This window comes from Lentzea sp. NPDC058450 (genome assembly GCF_042721395.1).
Taxonomy (GTDB): domain Bacteria; phylum Actinomycetota; class Actinomycetes; order Mycobacteriales; family Pseudonocardiaceae; genus Lentzea.
In genome coordinates, this window is sequence record NZ_JBHXLO010000019.1 from 41,292 (window position 1) to 65,147 (window position 23,856).

The following is a 23,856-nucleotide window of genomic DNA, read 5'->3' on the forward strand; positions in this document are numbered from 1 at the left end:
GCTTGGATCCGTTACCGAACTGAATCAGACCGCAACGACGAGGCGAGCGCCGCACCCGAAGGTGGCGCTCGCCTCGTTCAGTTGTCGTGCGGTGCTGGAACTCCGGCGGAAGGAGCTCAGCCCGCGCGGACGGACATCCACTGGCGCATCGCGTGCTCCACCAGCGTGATGAGCGTCTGCTTCGTCGACTGCCGGTTCCGCGCGTCGCACGTCACGATCGGCACCGACTCGTCGATCGTCAGCGCTTCGCGCACGTCCTCCAGTCTGTGGTGCAGGAGGCCGTCGAAGCAGTTGACGCCGACGACGTACGGCAGCTGCCGGTCGTCGAAGAAGTCGATCGAGGCGAACGCGTCGGCCAGGCGGCGGGTGTCGACCAGGACGATGGCGCCGATGGCACCACGGACCAGGTCGTCCCACATGAACCAGAACCGGTGCTGACCCGGTGTACCGAAGAGGTACAGGATCAGGTCGCTGTCGAGCGACACGCGGCCGAAGTCCATCGCGACGGTCGTGGTGACCTTGTTGGGCGTGGCGGAGAGGTCGTCCACCCCCGCGCTGGCCTCGGTCATCACCGCCTCGGTGGTCAACGGGACGATCTCGGACACCGAGCCGACGAACGTCGTTTTGCCCACACCGAAGCCACCCGCCACCACGATCTTGGCAGACGTCGTCGGCTTCCGTGCGCCCTCGGCGCCCTGGGGACTAGAGCTTGCGAAGCCCACTGAGCACCCTCTCCAGGAATTCCATGGAAGGCCGGTCCCCCACGACCAGACCGCCCTGGTGAATCAAAACCAAACCCATGCTTGCCATGTCGCCGATCAACACCCGCACGACGCCAAGTGGCAAGCGTAGGAGTGCCGCGACCTCGGCCACCGACCGCGTGTCGACACACAGCCCGCAGATCGACCTGTGCTCGGGAAGAACTGCGGCATCCCGTTCGAGGCCCTTTTCGCTGGTGGAGATCAGCGCCTCGATAGCAAGGTCGTAGTCAGGTCGTGTGCGTCCACCGGTGCGTGTGTAAGGCCGCACCAGTGAACCCGAGTCCGCAGAAGCATTCTCCTCCGGACGTACCGAAGGCTGCGCACCGGTGCTGTACGACGGTTGCCCGCCGGTGTTGTAGGCCGGTTGCGCACCGGTGCTGTACACCGGGTGCGAACCGGTGGTGTACGGCAACTGCTCCGGCACCGCGTCCGGCATCTCGTGCTGGCCGAAGAGGTCCGCACCGGGTCCACCGAACAACCCGGTGCCGTACCCGTCTATGTCGAACCTGTTCGGCACGTCGTCGTACGGATACGACGACGAGTCATCCACCTCACGCTGAGACATATCGCCTAGCCCTTGCCCTGTAACCCGCTCATCGTGGGGGGTGTCCTCGGCTTCCTCTGGTTCTTGGGGTATCGCATCAGGCTCTTCGAACTGGAACCCACCAGAAGCCCACTCCTGGTAGTTGAAGTTCCTACCGAAGCCCCGGCCTCTAGCGCCAGATCTACCAGCCATTTGTTCTCACCCCTGAACTTCAGATGAGGTCTAGCGACGGACCACGCCCTGAAGCTGCGCGCGCAGCTCAGGGGTGAGTTGTTGACCGACTCTCTCCACCAACAGCGTCATCTCGTAGGCCACGAGGCCGATGTCGCAGTTGGGTGCCGCCAGGACGGCAAGACAAGAGCCGTCACTGATCGACATGAGGAACAGGTAACCCCGCTCCATCTCGACGACCGTCTGGTTGACCCCGCCTGCTTCGAAGCAGCGGGCAGCACCCTGGGTGAGGCTGACCAGTCCGGACGCGACCGCGGAAAGCTGTTCTGCGCGGTCCCGGGGCAAGCCCTGGGAACCGGCGAGCAACAGCCCGTCCGCGGACACCACAACGGAATGTGCCACACCGGGCACCCTCCGCACGAAGTCGGTGATAAGCCAACCAAAGCTGCCTGGCTGCGCTGCGGTCGTCACTCCTGCTCCTCGTTCTGCCGGCTCGACTGGTCACCAGCGTATGCCTCGATCAATGCGTGCCGGCCTCGCTTGACACCACTCTGCAGGCTCGACATCCGTCCGCGCACCGCGTCGGCGGTACGGGGCGGCAGCGGCGGGCGCTGCGCTGTCGATGTCAGGGACTGCGGCTTGGGTGCAGCAGATCCTGGCACGAGCTGAGCCTTCGGTGTCCGTTTCGGCAATCCTGCCGTGGTCTTCGTCTCCGGCGTCTTGTTCAACAACGCCTGAGCCGCGTGCCATCCCTCATCGGCAGGCGATTGCCAGGCCGACTCGGAAGTGGATGCCGCCGCTGGAGTCTCCTCCACAACGGGCTCCGGTTCCACAACTCGCTCCTGCTCGGCGGGTGCGGGTACTTCTTCGACCGCCGGCTGGACCTTCGAGCGCGGCGTGCGCACCGGAAGACCAGCGGCCGACGTGGTGGTGGGTGCCACCGCCGGTACAGGCTTGCGGGAACGGGTCGGGAGCTCCGGTTCCGGCCCGTCCGAGAGCGGCGGGACGGTCGGCGGCTCGTCGATGTACTCGACCGCACCCTTGTCGGTCCCGCCGAGCCTCGACTCGACGTGTCCGTTGGTGGTGGCGGGCGCGTCGTCCTCCGCGGCCGCACGGACCGGCTGAGCGGCCGACGCGGACGTCTCACTGCCCACGGCCTGGAACCACTGCGACAGGACGGCCTCGTAGATCGGGAGGCGTTCGGTCGGGGCGTCCAGGTCGTGCTCGACCTTCTTGCTGGACGAGCCGTTGCGGTGGCCCATCCCGATGTCGAGACGACCCTCGTCGGCCGAGGCGTGCGACACGCCGTTGGTCGAGGCTCGGTCGTCGTCGATCGGGGGGATCGGCACGAACTGCGTGGTCTCGTAGCCGGGCTCGAAGGAGATCTCGCCGGCCTCTTCGTTGCGGTCCTCGTAGGCCGTGAAGAGCGTGGGCTCTCCGAACGCGCCTTCGGGCTCCACCGCGGCCAGCTGGTCGCGCCGCCACCGCTCCGAGGGCGTCACGTCCTCGACGGGCGGCGGGTCCTGGTAGACCGGGATCGCCGTCGCGCCCGCACCGGTGTCGGTGATGCCGCTCGGGACGAAGTTGACCGGGATGCCGGGGTTGCTCGGGCTCGACTCGTCGATCCGCGGCTGCATGCCCGTCGACCCGCCGAACGCGCCGGCGATGCCGCTGGCCCTCGTCGCGGTGGTGCCGATCTCGGTCGTGTGCTCGGCCGGAGCCAGCGGCACCGGCTGCATCGCGGGCGACGACGCGGTCGGCGACATGCCGAACGCGGACGCCAGCCCACCGGAACCGGACGGCGGGGTCGAGGTCGGTGCCTGACCGGGGATCGCGATGAGCGTCTCCGGCACGATCACCAGTGCCGTCGTGCCGCCCTCGATGTCCTCGTTGCCGCGCAGGCGGACCTTGATGTCGTGGCGCTTGGCGAGCCGCGCGACCACGTACAGGCCCATTCGGCGGGAGACGGCGACGTCGACGTCCGGCGGGTCGGCCAGACGCTCGTTGGCGTCGATGATCTCCTGGTCGCCCATGCCCACGCCGCGGTCCTGGATCTCGATCGCCAGCTCGCCCTTGCGGGTCTTGGCCGTGCGAACGGTGACCTTGGTGACCGGGTCGGAGAACGCCGTGGCGTTGTCCAGCAGCTCGGCGATGAGGTGCACGAGGTCGTTGACCGCGCGACCCTGGACGGTGAGGTCCGGGGTCTGGCCGACCTGCACGCGGGCGTACTGCTCGACCTCGGAGACCGCGGCGCCGAGGACCTCGGCGGCCGGGACGGGCCGGGTCAGGCGACGCGAGAGGTCCGTACCGGAGAGGACCAGGAGGTTCTCCGAGTTGCGGCGCATGCGGGTCGCGAGGTGGTCCAGCTCGAACAGCGAGGCCAGCTGGTCCGGGTCCTGCTCGTCCTGCTCCAGCCGGTCGATCAGGTTCAGCTGGCGCTCGACCAGGGCCTGAGAGCGGCGGGACAGGTTGACGAACATCGCGTTGACGTTGTCACGCAGGAGGGCCTGCTGGGCGGCCAGTCGCACCGCTTCACCGTGCACCGCGTCGAACGCGCGCGCCACTTGGCCGACCTCTTCCCGCGTGTGCACCGGCACCGGCTCGACGGCGGTCTTGGCCGCGTCCTCCGGGTTCGGGTCCGCGAGGATCCGTTCGACCGCGTCGGGGAGCCCGTGGTCGGCGACGTCGAGGGCGGTGCGGCGCAGCGTGCGCAGCGGGTTCAGGATCGAGCGGGCGACGAACAGCGCCATGAGCAACGCGAGCGCGAGGATCGCGAGCACGAGGCCGGACTCGACGTACGCCCTGGTGCGGGTGTCCGCGGCCAGCTGGTCGGTCTTGGTCTGGAGCTGCTCGACGAGCAGGTTCTCGACGTCGCGCGTCAGGTTGACCGTCAGCGTGGCGGCGATGTCCCACTTCTCGGGCGTGACCTGCGTGAAGGCCTTCTGGCTGGCCTGCGCGTTGATCGCCGATTCCTGCATGTCGTTCGCGTTGTCGACGATCAGGCCGGTGACGGTGTCGTCGTAGATCTTGGCCTGCTCGGGCGTCGCGGACTTGCGGAAGTCGTTGCGGGCCGCGCCGAGCTCGGCGTCCGCTGCCTGCAGGGAGCGCAGCTGGGACGGTGTGAACGCCTTGCGCTGGAAGACGTCCAGGAGGATCGCCCGCTTGAGCGACTCCTGCTCCTTGATGCGCGCGATGGCGTTCGTGGTCAGGTGCAGTCGCACCAGTTCCGGGTCGCTGATCTCGGCGATCGTCTGCTCACCGAGGCCGATGAGCGTCTCGATCGACTCCGAGTAGGTCCGCTGGACGGCCTCGGCGGGGTACTGCGTGTCCCGGACCGAGTTGCGGAGGCTGTTCAGGCGGTCGAGCTGCTTCGCGGCGACCTGGAAGCGCTCGACGGCGGTCGAGTTCAGGTCGGAGCTGAGCTCGGCGATGCGATTGCTGAACGCCTCGGTGGTGTCGTTCACGCGGCGCAGCTGGCGTTCGAGGACGACCCTGTCGACCCTCTTGTTCGACGCGACGTAGCTGACCGACAGGTCGCGTTCGCGCTGCAGCTGCTGCACCAGGTCCGCGACGGCGGTCTCGAGGCGGATCTGGTTCGCGAGGTTGTTGAACTCCGTCGCGGCCTGGAGGTCGGTGCGCACGCGCAGACCACCCAGGGCGAGCGCACAGACCGTCGGGATGAGCAGAACGGCGAGCAGCTTCGTGCGCAACCGCCAGTTGCGCAGGCGCCAGCCCGCGGATCGGGCAGATCCGGCACCGGCTCCGGTACCGACGTCGTGCTTCACCGGCTCCGGTGTCACGGTCATCGGTCCGTCACCCAGCGCAGCCAGTCCGTCACCCGATTCGGGCCTTTCGGAGCGTGTGGTGTCACCCACGCCAAACTGGCTGGGACCTCTCTCACGTCGGGCCACTCTGGGCTTCCTCTTCCAGCAGCAGTGTCCCGGTCTCTCCCCAGGACCGAGCATGGACTCGTCAAACGGGCCGAATTGCAGCACAGAGGTCGTTCGCCCGGTGAGGCGCCCTACCCCGTCTGAAGACACGTCGGTCTACTACAACCGGTGCCACCCGAGCCGGAAGAGTAATGGGCACCCCCTGTGTTGGGGAAGTCTCCAGAAGCACTCACCGTATCGAGATGGGGTGTCGTTTCATACGTTCAGGTGGTTAACATCCCCGGTTGTCGGCACACCCCATGTCCGTCCGAACGCGCAGTTCGCGCTGCGGACACCCTGGTCTGTGGCGACACTCACTGATCAATTCGAAGCTACCCAAGCCCTACCGGCGAGAGGTGCCATGGCTACCCGAGCCACAGCTCTGCGGCTTGTCGCAGTGCTCACCACGTGTGTTCTGACCGCGAGCTGCGGCCTGTTCGGAGGTTCGTCGGACGGCGCGAACGCGGACATCGAGCGCAACGTCCTGCGCATCGGCGTGCTGCCGGTCGTCGACGTCGCCCCGTTGCGGATCGCGCTGACCGAGAAGCTGTTCGAGAAGGCCGGACTGCAGGTCAACCTGGTCACGCAGCCCAGCGAGGCAGAGGCCATCAAGCAGCTGGGCACGACGCTCGACCTCACGTGGGCGACGCACGTCAGCATCTTCCGCGCGGTCGCCGAGGGCACCGAGCTCCAGCTGCAGGGCGAGGCCTACCAGGCCGGCCCCAACTCGATGGCGCTGGTCGCGGCCGCCGGATCGGACTACGACGACCCGGGCAAGAAGGACGCGCCGCGCATCGCCGTGAACAGCGACACCGACATCGGCGCGCTCACCACGCGTGCCGTGCTGGACACCGCCGCGGTCGAGAAGCAGAAGATCAAGTTCACCTCCATGCCGTTCGCGGACATGGAGAACGCGCTGACCAGCGGCACCGTCGACGCGGCGTTCATGATCGAACCCTTCATCACGAAGGCGCAGCGCAAGATCGGCGCGAAGATCGTCACCGACACCGCGCGCGGCCCGACACTCGACTTCCCGATGTCCGGGTACGCCTCGTCGAAGAAGTTCGCCGAGGAGAACCCGAAGACGATGAAGCTGTTCCGGGAGGTGCTGCGGGAGGCGCAGCAGCGCGCGCAGGCCAACAAGCTGGCCGTGCAGGACTCGCTGACCAGCTACGCCGACGTGGACGCACCGACGGCGGCCCTCGTGTCCGTGGGCACGTTCCCGCTGTCGCTGAACCCGATCCGGCTCCAGCGCGTCGCCGACATGATGGACACCGAGGACGTCCTGTCCGGGCGCCTCGACGTGCAGCAGCTGCTACCGCCTGGCACCACGAATTAGTTGCCTTCGGGCATGCGAATAGGCGGGCCGGAATACCGGCCCGCCTATTCGCTTTCGGTCACTGTCCGCCGAGCGCCGTGATGCAGTAAGTGATGCCCGGCGCCGGTTCGGCGTACGAAATGGGCTCACCGGTGGCGCAGGTGGCGTTCCCCTCGCGCACGACCTTCTCGATCTTGAAGATCTTCTGGACGGCGAATTCGTTGCCGCCCTTCGAGCAGTCGACGGGCTTCATGCCCTCCATGTTCATCTTCACGAGCTCTTCCTCGTAGCACTTGCCCTCTTCGAGCTTCTCGACGAGGCAGAGCTTGAGCGACGAGCTGCGGCGGCCGGACTCGGTGTACTCGGCGTAGTCCTCGCTCGGGCACGCCTCCGACGTGGAGTTCATGGCCTTGGCGATGAAGTAGTTCGCCTCGGGCGAGGAGCAGTCGACCTTCTTGTACTTCGGGCTGAAGGTCGTGCCGGTGACGCTCGCGCAGTCGCCGGGCTTGGCCGACGGCTCGGTGAGGGCGCCGAGGCCACCGCTGACCGCCATCTTCACCACGATGACGATGCCGGCGAGCACGACGAAGCTGACGATCGAGCCGATGATCTTGCCGGCCTTGCCCTTCTTCTTCGGCGGCATCGCGCCGTAGGGCATCGGCTGACCGGGCATCCCGGGCGGCGGCGGGCCGTACGGACCGGGCTGTCCGGGCTGGCCCGGGTAGGGCTGCTGCTGGGCGTACGGGTCACCCGGCTGGCCTGGGTAGGGCTGCTGGGGCGGCGGGCCGTAGGGGCCCGGCTGACCGGGCTGCTGGCCGTACGGCTGCTGCGGCTGTCCACCGGGAGGCGGCCCGTAGGGCCCTGGCTGCTGGGGGTGGTTGGGGTCGGTCACTGGATTCCTCTCGGACGGGTCACGCGAAAGACAGCGAAACCGGAGCCGTGGTCACACGACTCCGGTTTCGCTGGTTCAAGCCTTTAGACGGGTGCGCCAACGCAGTACTGGAGCTTCGCGGCGGCGTAGGAACGCGCCTCCTCGCCCTCGGCGCACTGCGGTGCGGCGGAGTCCTTGACGACCTTCGTCACCTTGAAGGCGGCCGACTCGGTGCACTCGACGACCTTCGCGCCGACACCGCCGACGTTGTCGCCGTAGCACTTGCCCTCGGCGTAGATCGGCGCGAGGCAGAGCTTCGTCTTCGGGCCCCGGCGCTGCGTCTGCGTGTACTCGTCGTACGCGGGGTCGCAGACTTCGCTGGTGCTGCCGGCCTTGCCGATGGTGTAGTTCGCCTCGGCCGACGCGCAGTCGACCGGCTTGTACTCCGGGCTGGCCGACGTGCCGGAGACGACAGCGCAGTCCCCGACCTTCGCCTGCGCGACGTCGCTGGTGAAGTAGTTGAACGCGTAGAACGCGCCACCGACGACGATCAGGCCGACGACGTAGGTCAGGATCTTCTTGCCGATACCCGACTTCTTCGGCGCGGACTCCTTGGTGGGTTCCGGCGCGGGCGAAGCGGCTTCAGTCGTGCTCATTGCGGTTCCTTCATCTGTCCCAATACCCCAGACGGCCCATGCCCCCCGACACAGCCGGAGCAGAGAGTGCCACGCAGCGCCGCAAAGCGCTCAGGCTTTACGGAAACGTTACGACTGGTTGGATCAGCTGAAGGGCTGACCGTCAGTGGACGAGCACGGAGAGTCCGTAGATGACGACGGCCGCGACGAGCAGCGTGAGGACGTAGGGCAGCACCCGCCTGCGGAGGCTCTTCCTGGGCGCGGGCGGCTCGTCGAGGATCACGCCGCGCAGCGTCCCACGTGGACGGTCGACTTCGGAGCGGATTGCCGCAAGATCACTGCCGCTGGTCGCCGCGCTCCAGGCAGAACGTGACGGCGGGCTCCGGGAAGACGGCCGCGCGCTGGTCACCGCAGGCGGCGCCGTCGGCCTTGCCGGAGACGACCTTGGCGACCTTCACCGAGTCCCTGGTGGTGCAGTCGACCTTGGCGATGCCGGTCTCGGGGCTCTGGCCGTAGCAGGCGCCCTCGACGAAGTTCGGCATCAGGCACAGCGTGGCGTCGCCGGTGTACGTCGAGTAGTCCATGCCGCCGGAGGGGCAGGCCTTCTCGTTCCACTGCAGGACCTTGGCGATCTTGACGTTCGCCTGCTCGGAGCCGCAGTCGAGGGCCTCGTAGGTCGGGTTGTCGAGCGCGCCGGAGATCCGCGCGCAGTCGCCCGCGCGCGCCGCCTTCGCCACGTCGCCGAGCTGGCTCACCACGAAGCCGCCGAGCAGGACGAGCGCGAACACGACAGCGATACCCAGGCCGACCTTCTTCATGGCCTGGGTATCGGCGTCACACGGGGTCGAACTCAACCGAGTTCACCCGATCAGGAGCCTTCGTGCACGCCCATGCAGTAGACCGAGGCGGGCTCGCTGAACCGCAGCTCGCTCGACCCCTCGGGACACACCGTGCCCTCCTCGGGCAGGCCGTCGACCTTCTTCACGATCTTGACCGGCGACTCGGTCGTGCACGCCTCCTTCTTGAAGGCGCCGTCGTCACCGGAGGTGTAGCAGTTGCCTTCGGCGAGGTTCGGCATCAAGCACATCGTCTTGCTGCCGTCCTTCACCGGCTCGTAGATGCCCTCGGCCGGGCAGGGGTCCTCGGGGTTGTTCAGCAGCGAGGCGACGCGGTGCGTGGCCGAGGTGCTGTCGCAGCCCTCCGAGGAGATGTTCCAGTCACCGTCCGGCTTGTCCACGTCCTTCGGCGAGGCGCTCACGCAGTCGCCTACGCCGGTGGTGTTGAGCGCGGTCAGGGCCCAGACCCCACCGCCGACCAGCACGATCGCCAGGACGCCGACGATGGCGAACTTCAGCCAGCTGTTCTTCTTGGGCGACTCGTCGGTCTCGGGCTCCTCCGCGGGGTTCACCACGGCCGAAGGCTCGACGGGATCAGTCGACTCGGTGCTCATGGGCGAGAACGTACGACACGACGTGTTGGCTTCGTGTGTCGCCTCACACTTGTCGTCGCCAATTGACGCAGGTCGAACGCATTTGGCGTCGTCAGGGAGACTTGTGGGCGTGACCGATGGCCCTTTGATCGTCCAGTCGGACAAGACGCTGCTGCTCGAGGTCGACCACCCGCTCGCCGACGAAGCGCGCACGTCCATCGCGCCGTTCGCCGAGCTGGAGCGTGCCCCCGAGCACGTGCACACGTACCGCGTGACGCCGCTGGCGCTGTGGAACGCGCGCGCGGCCGGCCACGACGCCGAGCAGGTGGTGGACGCCCTGGTGCGGTTCAGCCGCTACCCGGTGCCGCAGCCGCTGCTGGTGGACGTGGTCGACACGATGAGCCGGTTCGGCCGGCTGGTGCTCACCAACAACCCCGCCCACGGGCTGGTGCTGCACTCCACCGACCGCGCGGTCCTCGAGGAGGTCCTGCGCAACAAGAAGGTCGCGCCGATGTTCGGCGCCCGCATCGACGACGACACCGTCATCGTGCACCCGAGCGAGCGCGGGCGGCTCAAGCAACTGCTGCTCAAGGTCGGCTGGCCGGCCGAGGACCACGCCGGGTACGTCGACGGCGAGGCGCACCCGATCGAGCTGGAGGAGAACGGCTGGAAGCTGCGCGACTACCAGCGGCTCGCCGCCCAGGCGTTCTGGGCGGGCGGCTCCGGCGTCGTCGTGCTGCCGTGCGGCGCGGGCAAGACGCTGGTCGGCGCGGCGGCGATGGCCGAGGCGCAGGCGACCACGCTGATCCTCGTCACGAACACCGTGGCCGGGCGCCAGTGGAAGCGCGAGCTGATCGCCCGCACGTCGCTCACCGAGGAGGAGATCGGCGAGTACTCGGGTGAGCGCAAGGAGATCCGGCCGGTCACGATCGCGACCTACCAGGTGATCACCCGCAAGTCGAAGGGCGAGTACAAGCACCTGGAGCTGTTCGACTCGCGCGACTGGGGCCTGATCGTCTACGACGAGGTCCACCTGCTGCCGGCGCCGGTGTTCCGGATGACCGCCGACCTGCAGAGCCGCCGCCGGCTGGGGCTCACCGCGACGCTGGTGCGCGAGGACGGGCAGGAAGGCGACGTCTTCTCGTTGATCGGGCCGAAGCGGTACGACGTGCCGTGGCGCGACATCGAGGCGCAGGGCTGGATCGCGCCCGCCGAGTGCACCGAGGTCCGCGTGACGCTGACGGACAACGAGCGCCTGCAGTACGCGACGGCCGAGCCCGAGGAGCGCTACAAGCTCTGCTCGACGGCCCGGACCAAGATCCCGGTGGTCCGCCGGGTGCTGGAACAGCATCCCGACGAGCCGACTCTCGTGATCGGTGCTTACCTGGACCAGCTCGACGAGCTGGGCGAGGAACTGGGGGCACCGGTGATCAAGGGGTCTACTCGCAACAAGGAGCGCGAGGAGTTGTTCGACCAGTTCCGGCGCGGTGAGCTGCGGACGCTGGTGGTCTCGAAGGTCGCGAACTTCTCGATCGACCTGCCCGAGGCGTCCGTCGCGATCCAGGTGTCCGGCACGTTCGGCTCGCGCCAGGAAGAGGCCCAGCGCCTCGGCCGCATCCTGCGTCCCAAGGGCGACGGGCGGCAGGCGCACTTCTACTCGGTCGTCGCGCGCGACACGCTGGACACCGACTACGCGGCGCACCGGCAGCGGTTCCTGGCCGAGCAGGGCTACGCGTACAAGATCGTCGACGCGGACGACCTGGTCGGCTGATGACCTGGTGGATGTGGGACCCGGCCGGAACGGTGCCGTCGCGCCGTTTCCGGTCGGAGGAGTCGCTGGCTTCCTCCGCACCTGCGTCCCAGGTCGTCCGCTCCGCGGACTTCACCTGTCCCGTCCAGCGCCGCCGGGCTTCGGCCGTGCGGTCGGACTTCCTGCAGGTCGCCGGGGATCCGGCGCAGGTGGCGCTGGTCGAGCAGCGGCTGTGGACGTTGCTGGTGGCGTTGCGCCGGTCCCAGCCCGTGCGGGACGCCCTGGCGACCGCCGTGCCGCGCGCCGGGCGTGCGGCACTGGTGGCGGAACCGTCCCGGGAGCTGGCCGAGTTCGACCGCCGCTTCGACCAGTTCGCCGACGCCCTGCGCGTGCTCGTCACGTCTCCGTCGCCGGAGCAGCTACGCCACACCGCCGCCCTGGACTAGCCGCGGGATCTCGGCGACGCTGTTCAGCAGGTGGGTGTGCTCCTGTCGGGCCAGTTCCTCCCTGGTCTGGCTGCCGCTGAGCACACCGACCACGAACCTCGCGCCCGCGTTCATGCCGGCTTCCAGGTCCCTCGTGGTGTCGCCGGCCGTCAGCACGCGCCGGACGTTCCTGGTGCCGGTCAGCTCCATCGCCTTGTGGATCATGTACGGCGCCGGCCGGCCCGCCTTGACGTCGTCGACCGTGACGACCGCGTCGAGGACGTCGTTCCGCCAGTTGAGGACGTCGAGCAGGCCGTCGACGATCGGGCGGTCGAAGCCGGTGGTCAGCGCCACCTTGATGCCGTTGTCCCGCAACCGCTTGAGCGCTTCCGGCACGCCGTCGATGGGCGTCGGCGGCGTTTCGGCGTAGTACTTGGCGAGCCGTTCGTGGAAGTCCTGGAACTCGGCGTCGACGTGTTCTCTGCCGAGCAAGCTGGAGATGGCTTCGTACTTGTCGGCGCCCATCCAGTTGCCGATGTTCGTCGCGTCGCCGCCTGCCGCGATCACGGTGTCCGCCAACGCTTTGTAGACCAGTCCGTGCTCCTCGACCGTCGTGCCGGCGATGTCCAGCACCACCAGGTCGACCTGCGTTGCGGTGTTCACGAGGCCCTCCAGTCCCGCAGCAGGGCCGGGTGCGCCTGCTGGGAGTTCTCGATCGAAAAGCTGACCATGTCGGGCCGGTACCGGTCGTCGGAGTACTCGACGGGTCGTCCGTCCACTCCGGACGCCCTGCGCCGCTCCCGCAGAAGTGGCGCTCCCACCGGGATTTCGAGCAGCTCGGCGTCGGTCTCGTTCGCCGCCACCGCGTCGATCTGGTGGCTCGCAACGGTCATGTCGACGCCCTGCTCCGCCAGGTGGGCGTAGAGCGAGCCGCTGTCGCAGTCGAAGTCGAACAGCAACCTGCCGACCGGCTCGACGAACGTGGTGCGCTCCAGCATCGTCGGCCTGCCGTCGATCAGGCGTTGCCTCAGCAGCTGCACGACCGGAGTGCCCTCGTCGAGTTGCAGCGCGTCGGCGATGTCCTGGTCCGCCGGCCTGCGCGCGATCTCGAGGGTCTTCTGGCCCGGTGTGTGGCCGAGGCCCGCGGCCCAGCTGGAGAACGACAGGAACGTCTCGAACGGCTGCGACAACGTGTGCCGGCGCACCACCGCGGGCTTGCCGCGGCCGCCGCCGATCATGCCCTCGGCCCGCAGCGTCGTGAGCGCCTGCCGGACCGGCGCGCGCGAGGCGTTCCACTGCGCGCACAGCTGCGACTCGGACGGCACCGCGGCCCCGACTTCGAGCTCACCGGACGCGATTCGTCGGCGCAGGTCGGCGGCGATCCGCTCGTGCAGGGGCGTCTCCATGCACCCAACGATACATGTCATAACAAGTCTGAACTGCCGGTGAACAGGTCGGTACACCTCGGCGTGGCCGTTGCTTTCTCGTGGTGGCCCGGCCCATCGTTCTTGTCATGACAAGCGTGGACCTGGTGGTCGTCGGCGCGGGGATCGTCGGGCTCGCGCACGCCTGGCACGCGGTGGAGCGGGGACTCTCCGTCGCCGTGGTCGAGCGGGACTCCCACTGCGTCGGGGCTTCCGTGCGCAACTTCGGGCACGGGTGCTTCACCGCCCAGTCCGGGGTGGCCTTCTCGTACGCGATGGCCGCTCGGGAGTCGTGGCTGAAGCTCGCTTCGGAGGCGGGGTTCTGGGTTCGGGAGGCCGGGACGCTCGTGGTGGCTCGTCACGAGGACGAGGTGGCGGTGCTCCGGGAGTTCGCCGAGGTGCGGGATGTCGAGTTGGTGAACGATCCTTCGAAGGGATCGTTCAACAATCCGGCAATCCAACGATCCGCCGGCCCGAACGTTGGATTGTTGAACAATCCTTCGAGCGACGGCGGTAGCGGCAGCAGCAGCGGTTCGTTCAACAATCCGATCGCAGGATCGTTGAACAATCCCTCGATCCTCGCCGCCGCCCTCCTCCCCCAAGACATCCGCGTCAACCCACGCGAGGCCGTCCACGCGATCGCCGCCCACCTGGCCACGCGAGGCGTCCGGTTCCACTGGTCGACCAACGTCCTCACCGTCGAACCAGGCCGAGTGAGGACCGCCAGGGGCGAGATCACCTGCCGAGCCACCGTCCTGGCCGTCGGCCACGACATCGACAGGTTCTTCCCCGACCTGGCCGAGCACCACCAGGTCCAGCGCTGCCAGCTCCGCATGCTCCGCGTGGCACACGACGAAGTGATCGACCCGGCCGTCCTGACGGGCTTCTCGATGCTGCGCTACGACGCGTTCGCCCAGTGCCCCACCACCGAGCACGTCCGCGCGCGCCTCACCGACGACCACCCCGAGCTCGTCGAGGCCGGCCTGAACCTCATGTTCACCCAGCTCCCCGACGGCTCGCTCACCATCGGCGACACCCACCACTACGGCCGCACTGTCGACCCGTACCGCCCCGAGCACCTGGACGACCTGGTGCTCACCGAGACGGCACGGCTGCTCGGCGTCCGCGAACTGAAAGTCCTCGAACGCTGGCGCGGGATCTACGCGTCGGCCCCCGACCCCTTCCTGACCGCGGCGCCCGTGCCCCTCACCAGGGTCGTCTCGGTCACCTCCGGCATCGGCATGACCACCGCGCTCGGCCTCGCCCCGGCCGTGCTCGACGACCTCCTCCAGGAGATGTGATGAGAGCCCTCAACGTCGTCCTCGCCGCGACGCTGCTGCTGACAGCCACCGCTTGCGGCACGACCGGCACCAGCTCGAACGGCTGTCCCAACGACGGCAAGGTGCGCTTCGGCGTCGAGCCGTACGAGGACCCCGAGAAGCTCAAGCCCGCCTACGAGGTGCTGGCGAAGGCGTTGTCCGGGAAGCTCGGCTGCGAGGTCGAGCTGCAGGTCGTGGACGACTACGCGGCCGAGGTGCTGGCGATGCGCAACGGCAAGCTGGAGATCGCGCAGTTCGGGCCGCTCGGGTACGTGTTCGCCTCGCAGAAGGCCAAGGCGGAGCCCGTGGTCAGCTTCGCGGACGGGTCCGGGAAGCTCACCAGTTACACCGCCGGGATCTGGGTGGCGAAGGACTCGCCCGTGCAGAAGATCGAGGACCTGGCCGGCAGGTCGTTGGCGCTGAGCAGCGTCGGCAGTGCGTCCGGTGACGCGCTTCCTCGCTACGGCCTCAAGAAGCACGACGTCAACGACGTGAAACTCGACTACGCCGGCGGGCATCCCGAGGCGATGTTGTCGCTGCTCAACGGCAAGGTGGACGCCGCCGAGATCAACAGCCAGACGCTCGCCACGGCCAAGGCGGCGGGGACGTTCGACGAGGCGAAGTTCCGGCAGGTCTGGAAGTCGGAGCCCATCCCGAACGACCCGATCACCGTGCGCGGCGATCTCGACCCGGCGTTCAAGGGCAAGGTGCGCAAGGCGTTGCTGGAGCTCGGGCCTCAGGACGTCGAGAAGGTCGGCGCGTTCCTCGACGTCACGCCTCCCGGGCCGCTGGTCGAGGTCGGCAACGACACGTACCAGGTGCTCTTCGACCTCGCGACCACGCTGGGGCTCAAGGAAGAGGACGTCTGATGCTCGCCATCCGCGGCCTGCGCAAGTCGTTCGGCGGCCGCACCGTGCTGGACGGCTTCGACCTCACCGTCGAGGCCGGGGAGTTCGTGGCGTTGCTCGGGCCGAACGGGTCGGGCAAGTCCACGGCGTTGCGGTGCGTCGTCGGGCTGGAGACGCCGGACGCTGGCGAGATCGAGGTCGGCGGAACGGCCGCGATGGTGTTCCAGAAGATCCACCTCGTCGGGCGGCGCAACGCCCTGGACAACGTCTGCTCGGGCGCGCTCGGCAGGCTGACGTTGCGGCGTTCGCTGGTCTTCCCGCACGACGTCCGGGAGGAGGCCATGGCCTGTCTGGAACGGGTCGGGCTCGCAGACCGCGCGCTGGACCGGACCGCCCGGCTTTCCGGTGGGCAGCAACAACGGGTGGCGATCGCGCGGGCGTTGTGCCAGCGCGCCGACGTGATCCTCGCGGACGAACCGGTGTCGGCGCTCGACCCGCAGGCGGCGGTGCAGGTCATGGAACTGCTGCAAGCGTTGGCGGGCGAGGGAATGGCGGTGGTGGCGGTGCTGCACCAGCCGGAGCTCGCGCACAGCTACGCGCACCGGATCGTGGAGATGCGCGCGGGGGTGGCGGCGTGATCGGCACGAAGGAAGGCGCCATCGTGGTTCCGAAGCGCCGCTGGCCCTCCCCCGTCGTCTGGGTCGTCGTGGCCGTGCTCCTCGCCGTGCACGTGTTCGCCTGGCAGGCCACGGAGTTCTCGCCCGCCGCGTTGATCGCGGGCTGGGAGGGCATGGCCGACTTCCTCACCGAGTCGTTGCCGCCGGACTTCTCCGTGCTCGGGAAGTCGGTGGAAGCAGCGGTGATCACGCTCTACATCGGACTGCTGGGCACCACGTTCTCGATCCCGTTCGCGCTGGCGCTGGCCCTCATCGCCTCCAGGGCAACGACTTCCGCGGCGTGGGCGCAGCAGGCGGCACGGGCCGTGCTGTCGTTCCTGCGGTCGGTGCCGGACGTGGTGTTCGCGCTGATCTTCGTCACGGCGGTGGGGCTCGGGCCGTTCGCGGGCGTGCTGGCGCTGGTGTTCCACAACACCGGCGTGATGGGCAAGCTCTGGGCCGAGGCGATGGACGAGAGCGACCGCGGGCCGCGCGACGCGCTGAAGGTGACCGGCGCGTCCGGTCCCCAGATCGCGCTGCACGCGGTGCTCCCGACCGTGATGCCGTCCCTGGCGGGACTCCTGCTCTACCGGCTGGACGTGAACGTGCGGTCGTCGCTCGTCCTCGGCCTGGTCGGCGCGGGTGGCATCGGGTTCCTCATCAACCAGTCGATCAAGCTGTTCCGGTTCGACGAGATGGTCACGCACATCCTCGTGGTGCTGCTGCTGGTGATCGTGGTCGATCAGGCGTCCGCGCTGGTGCGCAAGCGGCTAGGTGCCTGACCTGCTGGCCGTAGCGGGCGCCTTGGTGCACGGTCACCGAGCCGTCCGCCGCGACCTCGCAGGGGTTGTTGGCGGTGCACTGCTCACCGCTGTCGTTGCCGGTGCTGTGCACTCCGACGACGGTGACGCCGTCCTGCAGCACGATCGGTGAGCCCGAACCGCCGTGCGACGGCGTGCACTCGCGGTTGTAGCGATAGGCGTTGTCCTGCGTGTAGCCCTCTTCGCGCAGCTGCGGGACAACGGCCTCGATGGTGCACTTGAAGCGGTCGCCGTTGCCCGACGAGATGATGTCGACGCGCTCGCCGGGCCGTGCCGACCGGTCGGCCAACTTGAAGATCTTCACGCGCTTGGCCCTGAGCTGCGCGTAGGTCTGGTCGAGCTGGAAGAGCGCGGTGTCGGTGCCGGACATGGTCGCGCGGAGCAGGTGCGTCGTCCGCGCCTTGGCCTGGAGGTAGCCCTGGCGGTCGCCGATGGTCACCGGGACGTCGATCGGCACGTTCCGGAGCGTCTCGCCGGGCGCGGGGCGTTCGGGAACGCAGTGGCCGTTGGTGAGCAGCAACGCCGGGTCGTTCTCCTTGGTCTGCGAGGTCCTGACCACCGAACCCGAGCAGTTGCCGGCGAGCGACGCCGCGCCTTCGAGGTTCGGCACCGGGGTGTCCGGCGGGTTCAGGCGACCGGTGACGACGTCGTCGATCCAGCCCCGGAAGTGGTGCACGTCGGTGTACATGACGGGCCGGTCGTCGGCGCCCGCGCCGCTGACCAGGCCCGCCATCACCCAGCGGTCGCCGTCGCGGACCAGCGCGGGGCCGCCGGAGTCCATGTTGGTGGCGGCGACGCTGCCGTCCAGCGCGCCGATGCACAGCTCGCGGTCGGCGTAGATGCCGTCGCAGGCGGTCGCGGGCTGGATGACGGTGTCGGCCTCGCGCAGCTTCTGCGGGTAGCACTCGGGGGCGCGGCGGTCACACGTCATGCCCCAGCCGAGGATGCGCGCCTGGGTGCCGTCGGCGGGCCTGGTCGACGGCAACGCCACGGGCTTGGTCTTCGCCGGCCGCTTCAGCTTCAGCAGGCCGATGTCGCCGTCGTGGACGGGGTTCGGCGCGTAGGTGATGAACCGCTCGACCGCGATCACCTCGCCGCTGCTGCCCGCGTCGAGCGTGCCGAGGCGGACCGACCAGTCCTTCGGCCTGCCGACCTGGGCGAGGCTCGGGTTGTTGCGGGTGCAGTGGCCCGCCGTGACGGCCCACGTCGGCGCGACGAGCGTGACGCCGCAGGTGTGGCCGTCCGCGCGGGGCGAGTCGGGGCGTTGCAGGGAGCCCGAGAAGCTGTACGCCCGCGGGGCTTCGACGCCTCCTCTGATGGCCAGGGCAGGGGTGACGGTGGTGATCATCGCGAACGCCGCGATGCTCGTCGTCAGGAGGAGTTTTCGCATGTCGCCGAGGCTGTCGGACGCGTGTCCGCACGGCGTGATGGCCGTGCAACAACTGCGCACGGGAGGTCGTTACGCAACGATGACGTTGCAAGGACGTCCCCATGAGACCCGTCGGGAAAGCTGAGGGCATGCCGCGCGTACTGCTGATCGAGGACGACGAGGCGGTCCGCGAGGGACTGTCGCTCGCCCTGACCTACCAGGGCCACACCGTGGACGCGGTGCCCACCGGCGAGGAGGGCCTCGACCTGCTCACGAGCGTCACGCCGGACGTCGTCGTGCTCGACCTGATGCTGCCAGGCGTGGACGGCTTCGAGGTGTGCCGCCGCATCCGCGCCACCGGTGACCTGCCGATCATCATGCTGACCGCGCGCAACGACGACATCGACGTGGTCGCGGGCCTGGAGGCGGGCGCCGACGACTACGTGGTCAAGCCCGCGCAGGCCCGCGTGCTGGAGGCGCGCATCCGGGCGGTGCTGCGCCGGTCGTCCGCCGCCCCGGTCGCCGAGGTCGTCGCCGAACGGCACGGCGACCTCACGATCGACCGCGACGGCCTGGTGGTGACGCGGTTCGGCAAGCCGGTCTCGCTGGCCCCGACGGAACTGCGCCTGCTGCTGGAGCTCTCGGCGTCGCCCGGCCGCGTGATGTCCCGGCAGCAGCTGCTGAGCGCGGTGTGGGACCAGGGCTACCTCGGCGACTCGCGGCTGGTGGACGCGTGCGTGCAGCGGCTGCGGTCGAAGATCGAGGACGACCCGGCGGCGCCCGCGTACGTCCAGACCGTGCGGGGCTTCGGCTACCGCTTCGGACCGCTGTGACGCTCCGCCTGCGGCTGCTGCTGGCGATGGGCCTCCTGACCATCGTGACCGCGGCGGCCGTCGCCGGCGCCGGGTACGTGCGCTCGCGCGACGCCATCGTGCAACGCGCGCAGGACAACGCCGTCATCGAGATCACGAACCGCGTCGAGCAGCTCTACCCGTTGCCCGCGCGGTCCCTGGACCACGCCGCCCTGGAACGCATCGCGGGCCGCGTGTCCGGCCGCGAAGGGTCCGCGATCGCTTACGGCGACGGCATCTCGGCCGGCGGCATGGACCCTTCGGTGATCACCGGCGAGCTGCGTTCGCTCGTGTCGGACGGGCGCGTCGGCTGGCAACGCGTGTCCTACGCCGGTGCCGTGTGGCTGGTGGTGGGCATGCAACTCCGGATCACGGCGGACGGCTCGTCGCGGTCGTCCGGCGTCGAGGTGTACGTGCTGCGGCCGTTCACGTCGGAGATCGAGGTCGTGGACGAGCTGGCGCGCAACGCGTGGCTCATCGGCTCGGCAGTGCTGATCCTGGCTCTGGGCCTCGGTTTCCTGGCCGCACGAGGTGTGTTGCGACCGGTCCGCGAGCTGCAGCTGGCGGCGTGGCAGCTCGGCCAAGGCGACCTGACCGCGCGGGTGCCGGTGCGCGGGCGCGACGAGCTGGCGTCCGTCGCGTCGACGTTCAACAGCACGGCTTCCTCGCTGGAACACCACGTCGGCGAGCTGACGCGGATGGAGGCGGACGCGCGGCGGTTCGTGGCGGACGTGTCGCACGAACTGCGCACCCCGCTGGCCGCGATGACGGCCGTGACCGACGTCCTCGACGCCGAGACCGCTTCGCTGCCAGGTGTGGCCGGACAGGCCGCACGACTCGTGAACCGCGAGACCCTGAACCTGACGCGCCTGGTCAACGACCTGATCGAGGTCACGCGCTTCGACTCGGGCACGGCGGCTTTGGCGCTGGACGACGTCGACGTGGCCGAGGTGGTGCGGACGTGCCTGCGGATGCGCGGGTTCACCGAGGTGACCGCTTCCCTGCCGGACGGGGTGCGGGCGCGACTGGACCCGCGCCGGCTGGACGTGATCGTGGCGAACCTGGTCGGCAACGCCCTGCGGCACGGCGCGCCACCGGTGTCGCTGGTGCTGTCGGTGGCGGGGTCGTCGTTGGTGATCCACGTGGCGGACTCCGGGCCGGGACTGCCGGACTCGGTGCTGCCGCACGTGTTCGCGCGGTTCTACAAGGCGGACTCGGCTCGGGGGCGGTCGGAGGGGTCGGGGCTGGGGCTGGCGATCGCGTGGGAGAACGCGCGGCTGCACGGGGGGACGCTGACGGCGGCCAACCGGCCTGAGGGCGGGGCACTGTTCACGCTGCGGATGCCGCTGGGCGGTGACGAGTGAGGCCGAAAACTGTCGGTGGCGGCTGGGAGAATGGAAATTGGGGGACCCCCGGGAGGGGACCCCTGCGTGAGCTTGGGCTGGCAGTGGAGCGAGCGGCCGGGTCTGGGCGGACAGTCGGGCTTGAGCAAGCAGGCGGGCTTGACCGGCTGGCCGGACTCGGGCGGATAGTCCGGCTTGAGCGGGTGGTCCGGCTTGAGCAAGCAGTTGGGCTCAACCGAGCAGTCAAGCTTGGGCGAACGGCCGGACTCGGGCGGGTAGTCAGGCTTACGCGGACGATCGGGCTCAAGCGGGCAGTCGGGCTTGGGCGGGTGGTCGGGCTCGTGGTCGTGGTGCTGGCGATGCTGACGGCGTGCGGCATCCGGCCCACCGACCCGATCCCCGGCCTCGAAGCACCCCACGGGCCGGTCGAGAACACCTCGCCGTCCCTCTTCTGGGTCTCCGCCGGCGGCCGGGTCGTGCCGGTCGCCCGCGACCAGGGCAGCCTGAGCGGGCGCGACGTCGTGGCGTTGCTGGCCCAGGGGCCCACCAACGCCGAGCAGGCTCGCGGGCTCACGTCCGAGGTGCCGTTCGATGCCGTTCCGGCGTCGGTCGATCGGGTCAGCAACGGGCTGGACGTCACCATCTCCAGCGATGTCTCGCAGCTCAGCGCGCCCGCGGTCCAGCAGATCGTGTGCACGTTGCTCGCGCTTCAGCCGGTCGGGACGGTCAACCTGCGCGGGGGTGGGCATTCGCTGGAGTTCCAGAAGTGCGCTTGAATCGGGGCGTGCACGTCTACTCCATTCCGATGCGCGCGCGGTTTCGCGGCATCACGAAGCGCACCGGACTGCTCCTGGAAGGTCCTGCCGGGTGGGGCGAGTTCTGCCCGTTCGAGGAGTACGACGACGAAGAGGCGAAGGCCTGGCTGGCGTGTGCGGTGGAGGCCGCGCACGACGGGTGGCCGGCGCCGGTGCGCGATCGGATTCCCGTCAACTGCACGGTTCCCGTGGTCGGTCCGGAACGGGCGCACGAGATCGTGACGAAGTCCGGGTGCGGCACGGCCAAGGTGAAGGTGGCCGAGTCGACGCTCGCCGAGGACTGCGCGCGGCTTGAGGCCGTGCGGGATGCGTTGGGGCCCAACGGGTTCATCCGGGTCGACGCGAACATGATGTGGGACGTCGACACGGCTGTCGACGCGATCAGGGCCATGGACAAGGCCGCAGGCGGGTTGCAGTACGTGGAACAGCCGTGTCGCACCCTGGACGAACTGGCGACGGTGCGGCGGAAGGTGAACGTCCCCATCGCCGCCGACGAGTCGATCAGGAAAGCCGACGATCCGTTGAAGGTCGCGGTGTCCGGGGCCGCGGACATCGCGGTGATCAAGGTGGCGCCGCTCGGCGGGGTGCGGAAGGCCCTGGAGGTCGCCGAGGCGTGCGGGTTGCCGTGTGTGGTGTCGTCGGCGTTGGAGACGTCGGTCGGGATGGCGGCCGGGGTGGCGCTGGCCGCCGCGTTGCCGGAGCTCGACTACGCGTGCGGGCTGGCCACGCTGCAACTGCTGGACGGGGACGTCACGAGCGCGCCGCTGCTGCCCCAGGACGGGTTCCTGCCCGTGCTGAAGACCGCGCCGGTGCCGGACCGGATCGCGGAGTTCGAGACCGGCGACCGGTGGTGGGTCGAGCGGTTCGAGCGGGTGCTCAGCCGGTGAGCTGGGTCAGGTCCAGGCGCACCGGGAACGGGTCGCGGGCCTCGTAGGTCTCGGTCGCCGCGGGTGCCTCCTCGTAGCTCCGGTCCGGGGTCAGGCGCAACGGGGTCAGCGAGACCGGGGCGGTCAGGTCGACCAGCCAGTAGAACGGGATACCGGCCTCGGCGTAGTCGAGGCGTTTGCAGCGGCGGTCGGTGTAGTGCGAGTGCGTGGACAGGACCTCGACGGCGACCACCACCTCGGACGCCGGGACCAACGCCTGCACGGCGCTGCGGTGGCACACGACCAGGTCGGGGCGGCGGACGAAGCCGGGCGCGTCGGCGGGCGCCAGCTCCAGGTTCACGTCCAGGGCGTAGGTGACCTGGAGGTGCGCGGGCAGGTGGGCGGACAGCTGCGAGATCAGGTTGCCGCAGGCGAAGTTGTGGTCGGCGAGGGCGCCGGGCGACAGCACTAATCGGCCTTCGACGAGTTCGGCGTAACCGGACTCGGCGGCGCCGAGGGCGGTGTACTGGGCGACGGTGAGCGGAGGAAGTGCCACGCAACTCACCGTCGCACATGGAGAAACTCCAAGGTCAGGAGTCACTCCTTCGAGCTACGGCTTGCCGCGCGTGAGTCCCTGCTCGCCCGCCCCGAGGCTGAACACGATGCCCTCGGTCCGGTTGATCGCCTGCGTCCGGCGCTCGGAGGCGGACACGCGGGTCAGGTCGACCAGCCGGATCGGCGGGCCCAGCTCGACCAGCGTCGGCGTGTAGGAGGCGTCGACGACGGACCACCCGGCGGGCCCCAGTTCGAACTTGAACCGGGCGACCACGCCCTCCTCGGTCACGCCGCGGGGTTCGGCGTGGCGGGCGACCTCGTTGCCCAGCCCGTACGCGACCCATTTGTTGCCGATCTTCTCGAACGGCTGCACGACGTGCACGTGCGTCCCGATGATCAGGTCCAGGGCGGGATCGGCCAGCAACTGACGGGCCAGCGCCTTCTGCTCGGCCGTCGCCTCGTGCTGGTACTCGTTGCCCCACTGCACGGACAGCACCACGACCTCGGCACCGGCGGCCCGCGCGGCCCGCGCATCGGCCAGGATCTTCGAAGCATCGATCTGGTTCGCCCGCCACGGCTGCGGCAGCGGAATCCCGTTGAAGCCGTACGTGAACGACAGCTGGGCCACCTTCACGCCGCCCGCGTCCAGGATCAACGGCGCCGCGGACTCCTCCTGCGTGCGGTACGACCCGGTGTGCTTCAGCCCGACGGCGTCCATCGCGTCCAGCGTCGAGGTGATCGCCGAGACGCCGCGGTCCAGCGTGTGGTTCGAGGCCGTCGAGCACGAGTCGTACCCGACGTCGACCAGGCCCTTCGCGACCTCGGGCGGCGCCAGGAACGACGGGTACCCGAAGAACGGCCCTTCCTTGGCACCCAGCGGCACCTCGAGGTGGCACAGCGCCAGGTCGGCCTTCAGGGTCTCCTTGATGCCGGAGAACAACGGCAGGAAGTCACGCCCGGCCGCACCCCCGTCCGCCACCGCCTGATCGGTCAGCGCGGGATGGATCAGGACGTCCCCACCGGCCGTGAGCGTGAACGACCGCGGCGGAGGCGGCCCCTCGGAGGTGGTCGACGCGGGCGCGGGCTTCGGGGTGCTGACGGTCGGCGAGCCGGTGCACGCGGACAGCAAAGAGCCGGTGACCAGCACGAATGCCAG

Annotated in this window: 24 protein-coding genes; 11 read left to right on the forward strand and 13 right to left on the reverse strand. The window is 69.2% G+C overall.

Annotation, left to right across the window (positions count from 1 at the left end; translation table 11 throughout):
- Positions 1-116 precede the first annotated feature (116 nt).
- The 4 genes from ACFWNN_RS27245 to ACFWNN_RS27260 all read right to left on the reverse strand — a co-directional run bounded on the left by ACFWNN_RS27245 (position 117) and on the right by ACFWNN_RS27260 (position 5,282).
- Entirely contained in the window at positions 117-722 is a 606-nt protein-coding gene (locus tag ACFWNN_RS27245; RefSeq protein ID WP_093605474.1) for an ATP/GTP-binding protein, read from the reverse strand.
- Positions 703-1,326, reverse strand: coding sequence for a DUF742 domain-containing protein (locus tag ACFWNN_RS27250; protein ID WP_382442769.1), 624 nt, complete (start codon positions 1,324-1,326; stop codon positions 703-705). The genes ACFWNN_RS27245 and ACFWNN_RS27250 overlap by 20 nt, the downstream gene beginning before the upstream one ends.
- Positions 1,327-1,527: 201 nt before the next feature.
- The gene (locus ACFWNN_RS27255; protein ID WP_030470879.1) at positions 1,528-1,947 is read right to left on the reverse strand and encodes a roadblock/LC7 domain-containing protein; all 420 of its coding nucleotides are present in this window, start codon (positions 1,945-1,947) and stop codon (positions 1,528-1,530) included.
- The gene (locus tag ACFWNN_RS27260; protein WP_382442770.1) at positions 1,944-5,282 is read right to left on the reverse strand and encodes a nitrate- and nitrite sensing domain-containing protein; all 3,339 of its coding nucleotides are present in this window, start codon (positions 5,280-5,282) and stop codon (positions 1,944-1,946) included. The genes ACFWNN_RS27255 and ACFWNN_RS27260 overlap by 4 nt, the downstream gene beginning before the upstream one ends.
- 484 nt (positions 5,283-5,766) lie before the next feature.
- Between ACFWNN_RS27260 and ACFWNN_RS27265 the strand changes: the two genes are divergently transcribed.
- Positions 5,767-6,744, forward strand: coding sequence for an ABC transporter substrate-binding protein (locus ACFWNN_RS27265; protein ID WP_382442771.1), 978 nt, complete (start codon positions 5,767-5,769; stop codon positions 6,742-6,744).
- Between the two features lie 58 nt (positions 6,745-6,802).
- Here ACFWNN_RS27265 and ACFWNN_RS27270 read toward each other — a convergent pair whose 3' ends face one another.
- The 4 genes from ACFWNN_RS27270 to ACFWNN_RS27285 form a co-directional block, all read right to left on the reverse strand.
- Entirely contained in the window at positions 6,803-7,615 is an 813-nt protein-coding gene (locus ACFWNN_RS27270) for a hypothetical protein (protein WP_382442772.1), read from the reverse strand.
- An 83-nt stretch (positions 7,616-7,698) separates the two neighbouring features.
- Positions 7,699-8,250, reverse strand: coding sequence for a hypothetical protein (locus ACFWNN_RS27275; protein WP_382442773.1), 552 nt, complete (start codon positions 8,248-8,250; stop codon positions 7,699-7,701).
- Between the two features lie 314 nt (positions 8,251-8,564).
- Entirely contained in the window at positions 8,565-9,047 is a 483-nt protein-coding gene (locus tag ACFWNN_RS27280; protein WP_382442774.1) for a hypothetical protein, read from the reverse strand.
- A 50-nt stretch (positions 9,048-9,097) separates the two neighbouring features.
- Positions 9,098-9,679: a hypothetical protein gene (locus tag ACFWNN_RS27285; RefSeq protein ID WP_382442775.1), complete on the reverse strand. Its 582-nt coding sequence runs from the start codon at positions 9,677-9,679 to the stop codon at positions 9,098-9,100.
- A gap of 109 nt (positions 9,680-9,788) precedes the next feature.
- Between ACFWNN_RS27285 and ACFWNN_RS27290 the strand changes: the two genes are divergently transcribed.
- Complete coding sequence (locus ACFWNN_RS27290) at positions 9,789-11,429, forward strand: DNA repair helicase XPB (RefSeq protein WP_382442776.1); 1,641 nt, start codon at positions 9,789-9,791, stop codon at positions 11,427-11,429.
- Positions 11,429-11,854 (forward strand): hypothetical protein, encoded by a 426-nt coding sequence (locus ACFWNN_RS27295; RefSeq protein WP_382442777.1) that lies wholly within the window; start codon positions 11,429-11,431, stop codon positions 11,852-11,854. Before ACFWNN_RS27290 ends, ACFWNN_RS27295 begins: the two co-directional genes overlap by 1 nt.
- Here ACFWNN_RS27295 and ACFWNN_RS27300 read toward each other — a convergent pair.
- Complete coding sequence (locus tag ACFWNN_RS27300; protein WP_382442778.1) at positions 11,828-12,496, reverse strand: phosphonatase-like hydrolase; 669 nt, start codon at positions 12,494-12,496, stop codon at positions 11,828-11,830. The genes ACFWNN_RS27295 and ACFWNN_RS27300 overlap by 27 nt on opposite strands.
- Positions 12,493-13,239: a GntR family transcriptional regulator gene (locus ACFWNN_RS27305; RefSeq protein WP_382442779.1), complete on the reverse strand. Its 747-nt coding sequence runs from the start codon at positions 13,237-13,239 to the stop codon at positions 12,493-12,495. The genes ACFWNN_RS27300 and ACFWNN_RS27305 overlap by 4 nt, the downstream gene beginning before the upstream one ends.
- Positions 13,240-13,346: 107 nt before the next feature.
- Here ACFWNN_RS27305 and ACFWNN_RS27310 point away from each other — a divergent pair, with 107 nt between their 5' ends.
- From ACFWNN_RS27310 to phnE, 4 genes are read left to right on the forward strand one after another with little or no spacing between them, the layout of a single operon-like run.
- Positions 13,347-14,558 carry a TIGR03364 family FAD-dependent oxidoreductase gene (locus ACFWNN_RS27310; RefSeq protein WP_382442780.1) on the forward strand — a complete coding sequence of 404 codons (1,212 nt, stop codon included), beginning with the start codon at positions 13,347-13,349 and terminating at the stop codon, positions 14,556-14,558.
- Positions 14,558-15,445 (forward strand): phosphate/phosphite/phosphonate ABC transporter substrate-binding protein, encoded by an 888-nt coding sequence (locus tag ACFWNN_RS27315; RefSeq protein ID WP_382442781.1) that lies wholly within the window; start codon positions 14,558-14,560, stop codon positions 15,443-15,445. Before ACFWNN_RS27310 ends, ACFWNN_RS27315 begins: the two co-directional genes overlap by 1 nt.
- On the forward strand, positions 15,445-16,062 hold the full coding sequence (locus tag ACFWNN_RS27320) for a phosphonate ABC transporter ATP-binding protein (RefSeq protein ID WP_382442782.1): 618 nt from the start codon (positions 15,445-15,447) through the stop codon (positions 16,060-16,062). Before ACFWNN_RS27315 ends, ACFWNN_RS27320 begins: the two co-directional genes overlap by 1 nt.
- Positions 16,059-16,862 (forward strand): phosphonate ABC transporter, permease protein PhnE, encoded by an 804-nt coding sequence (gene phnE, locus ACFWNN_RS27325; protein ID WP_382442783.1) that lies wholly within the window; start codon positions 16,059-16,061, stop codon positions 16,860-16,862. The genes ACFWNN_RS27320 and phnE overlap by 4 nt, the downstream gene beginning before the upstream one ends.
- Here the strand turns inward: phnE and ACFWNN_RS27330 are convergent.
- The gene (locus ACFWNN_RS27330) at positions 16,780-18,291 is read right to left on the reverse strand and encodes a trypsin-like serine protease (RefSeq protein WP_382442784.1); all 1,512 of its coding nucleotides are present in this window, start codon (positions 18,289-18,291) and stop codon (positions 16,780-16,782) included. The two genes, phnE and ACFWNN_RS27330, sit on opposite strands and share 83 nt — an antisense overlap.
- Positions 18,292-18,392: 101 nt before the next feature.
- Here ACFWNN_RS27330 and ACFWNN_RS27335 point away from each other — a divergent pair, with 101 nt between their 5' ends.
- The 4 genes from ACFWNN_RS27335 (at position 18,393) to ACFWNN_RS27350 (ending at position 22,166) form a co-directional block, all read left to right on the forward strand.
- Positions 18,393-19,103, forward strand: coding sequence for a response regulator (locus ACFWNN_RS27335; RefSeq protein WP_382442785.1), 711 nt, complete (start codon positions 18,393-18,395; stop codon positions 19,101-19,103).
- A 26-nt stretch (positions 19,104-19,129) separates the two neighbouring features.
- Positions 19,130-20,485 carry an ATP-binding protein gene (locus ACFWNN_RS27340; protein WP_382442882.1) on the forward strand — a complete coding sequence of 452 codons (1,356 nt, stop codon included), beginning with the start codon at positions 19,130-19,132 and terminating at the stop codon, positions 20,483-20,485.
- Between the two features lie 308 nt (positions 20,486-20,793).
- A complete protein-coding gene (locus ACFWNN_RS27345) occupies positions 20,794-21,240 on the forward strand; it encodes a GerMN domain-containing protein (protein WP_382442786.1) in 447 nt (148 codons plus the stop codon).
- Positions 21,241-21,248: 8 nt separating this feature from the next.
- Complete coding sequence (locus ACFWNN_RS27350; RefSeq protein WP_382442883.1) at positions 21,249-22,166, forward strand: o-succinylbenzoate synthase; 918 nt, start codon at positions 21,249-21,251, stop codon at positions 22,164-22,166.
- Here ACFWNN_RS27350 and ACFWNN_RS27355 read toward each other — a convergent pair.
- Together ACFWNN_RS27355 and ACFWNN_RS27360 are read right to left on the reverse strand one after the other, a co-directional pair.
- The gene (locus ACFWNN_RS27355) at positions 22,156-22,701 is read right to left on the reverse strand and encodes a Uma2 family endonuclease (protein WP_382442787.1); all 546 of its coding nucleotides are present in this window, start codon (positions 22,699-22,701) and stop codon (positions 22,156-22,158) included. The two genes, ACFWNN_RS27350 and ACFWNN_RS27355, sit on opposite strands and share 11 nt — an antisense overlap.
- Positions 22,702-22,755: 54 nt before the next feature.
- Positions 22,756-23,847, reverse strand: a complete 1,092-nt coding sequence (locus ACFWNN_RS27360; protein WP_382442788.1) for a CapA family protein — start codon at positions 23,845-23,847, stop codon at positions 22,756-22,758.
- Positions 23,848-23,856 lie beyond the last annotated feature (9 nt).

Coding starts and splice junctions, on each gene's coding strand:
- ACFWNN_RS27250 (WP_382442769.1), bottom strand. CDS start 1,326: ATGTCTCAGCGTGAGGTGGATGACTCGTCGTCGTATCCGTACGACGAC.
- ACFWNN_RS27305 (WP_382442779.1), bottom strand. CDS start 13,239: ATGGAGACGCCCCTGCACGAGCGGATCGCCGCCGACCTGCGCCGACGA.
- ACFWNN_RS27315 (WP_382442781.1), top strand. CDS start 14,558: ATGAGAGCCCTCAACGTCGTCCTCGCCGCGACGCTGCTGCTGACAGCC.
- ACFWNN_RS27330 (WP_382442784.1), bottom strand. CDS start 18,291: ATGCGAAAACTCCTCCTGACGACGAGCATCGCGGCGTTCGCGATGATC.
- ACFWNN_RS27260 (WP_382442770.1), bottom strand. CDS start 5,282: ATGACCGTGACACCGGAGCCGGTGAAGCACGACGTCGGTACCGGAGCC.
- ACFWNN_RS27265 (WP_382442771.1), top strand. CDS start 5,767: ATGGCTACCCGAGCCACAGCTCTGCGGCTTGTCGCAGTGCTCACCACG.
- ACFWNN_RS27285 (WP_382442775.1), bottom strand. CDS start 9,679: ATGAGCACCGAGTCGACTGATCCCGTCGAGCCTTCGGCCGTGGTGAAC.
- ACFWNN_RS27280 (WP_382442774.1), bottom strand. CDS start 9,047: ATGAAGAAGGTCGGCCTGGGTATCGCTGTCGTGTTCGCGCTCGTCCTG.
- ACFWNN_RS27310 (WP_382442780.1), top strand. CDS start 13,347: ATGACAAGCGTGGACCTGGTGGTCGTCGGCGCGGGGATCGTCGGGCTC.
- ACFWNN_RS27335 (WP_382442785.1), top strand. CDS start 18,393: ATGAGACCCGTCGGGAAAGCTGAGGGCATGCCGCGCGTACTGCTGATC.
- ACFWNN_RS27275 (WP_382442773.1), bottom strand. CDS start 8,250: ATGAGCACGACTGAAGCCGCTTCGCCCGCGCCGGAACCCACCAAGGAG.
- ACFWNN_RS27340 (WP_382442882.1), top strand. CDS start 19,130: ATGGGCCTCCTGACCATCGTGACCGCGGCGGCCGTCGCCGGCGCCGGG.
- ACFWNN_RS27295 (WP_382442777.1), top strand. CDS start 11,429: ATGACCTGGTGGATGTGGGACCCGGCCGGAACGGTGCCGTCGCGCCGT.
- ACFWNN_RS27320 (WP_382442782.1), top strand. CDS start 15,445: ATGCTCGCCATCCGCGGCCTGCGCAAGTCGTTCGGCGGCCGCACCGTG.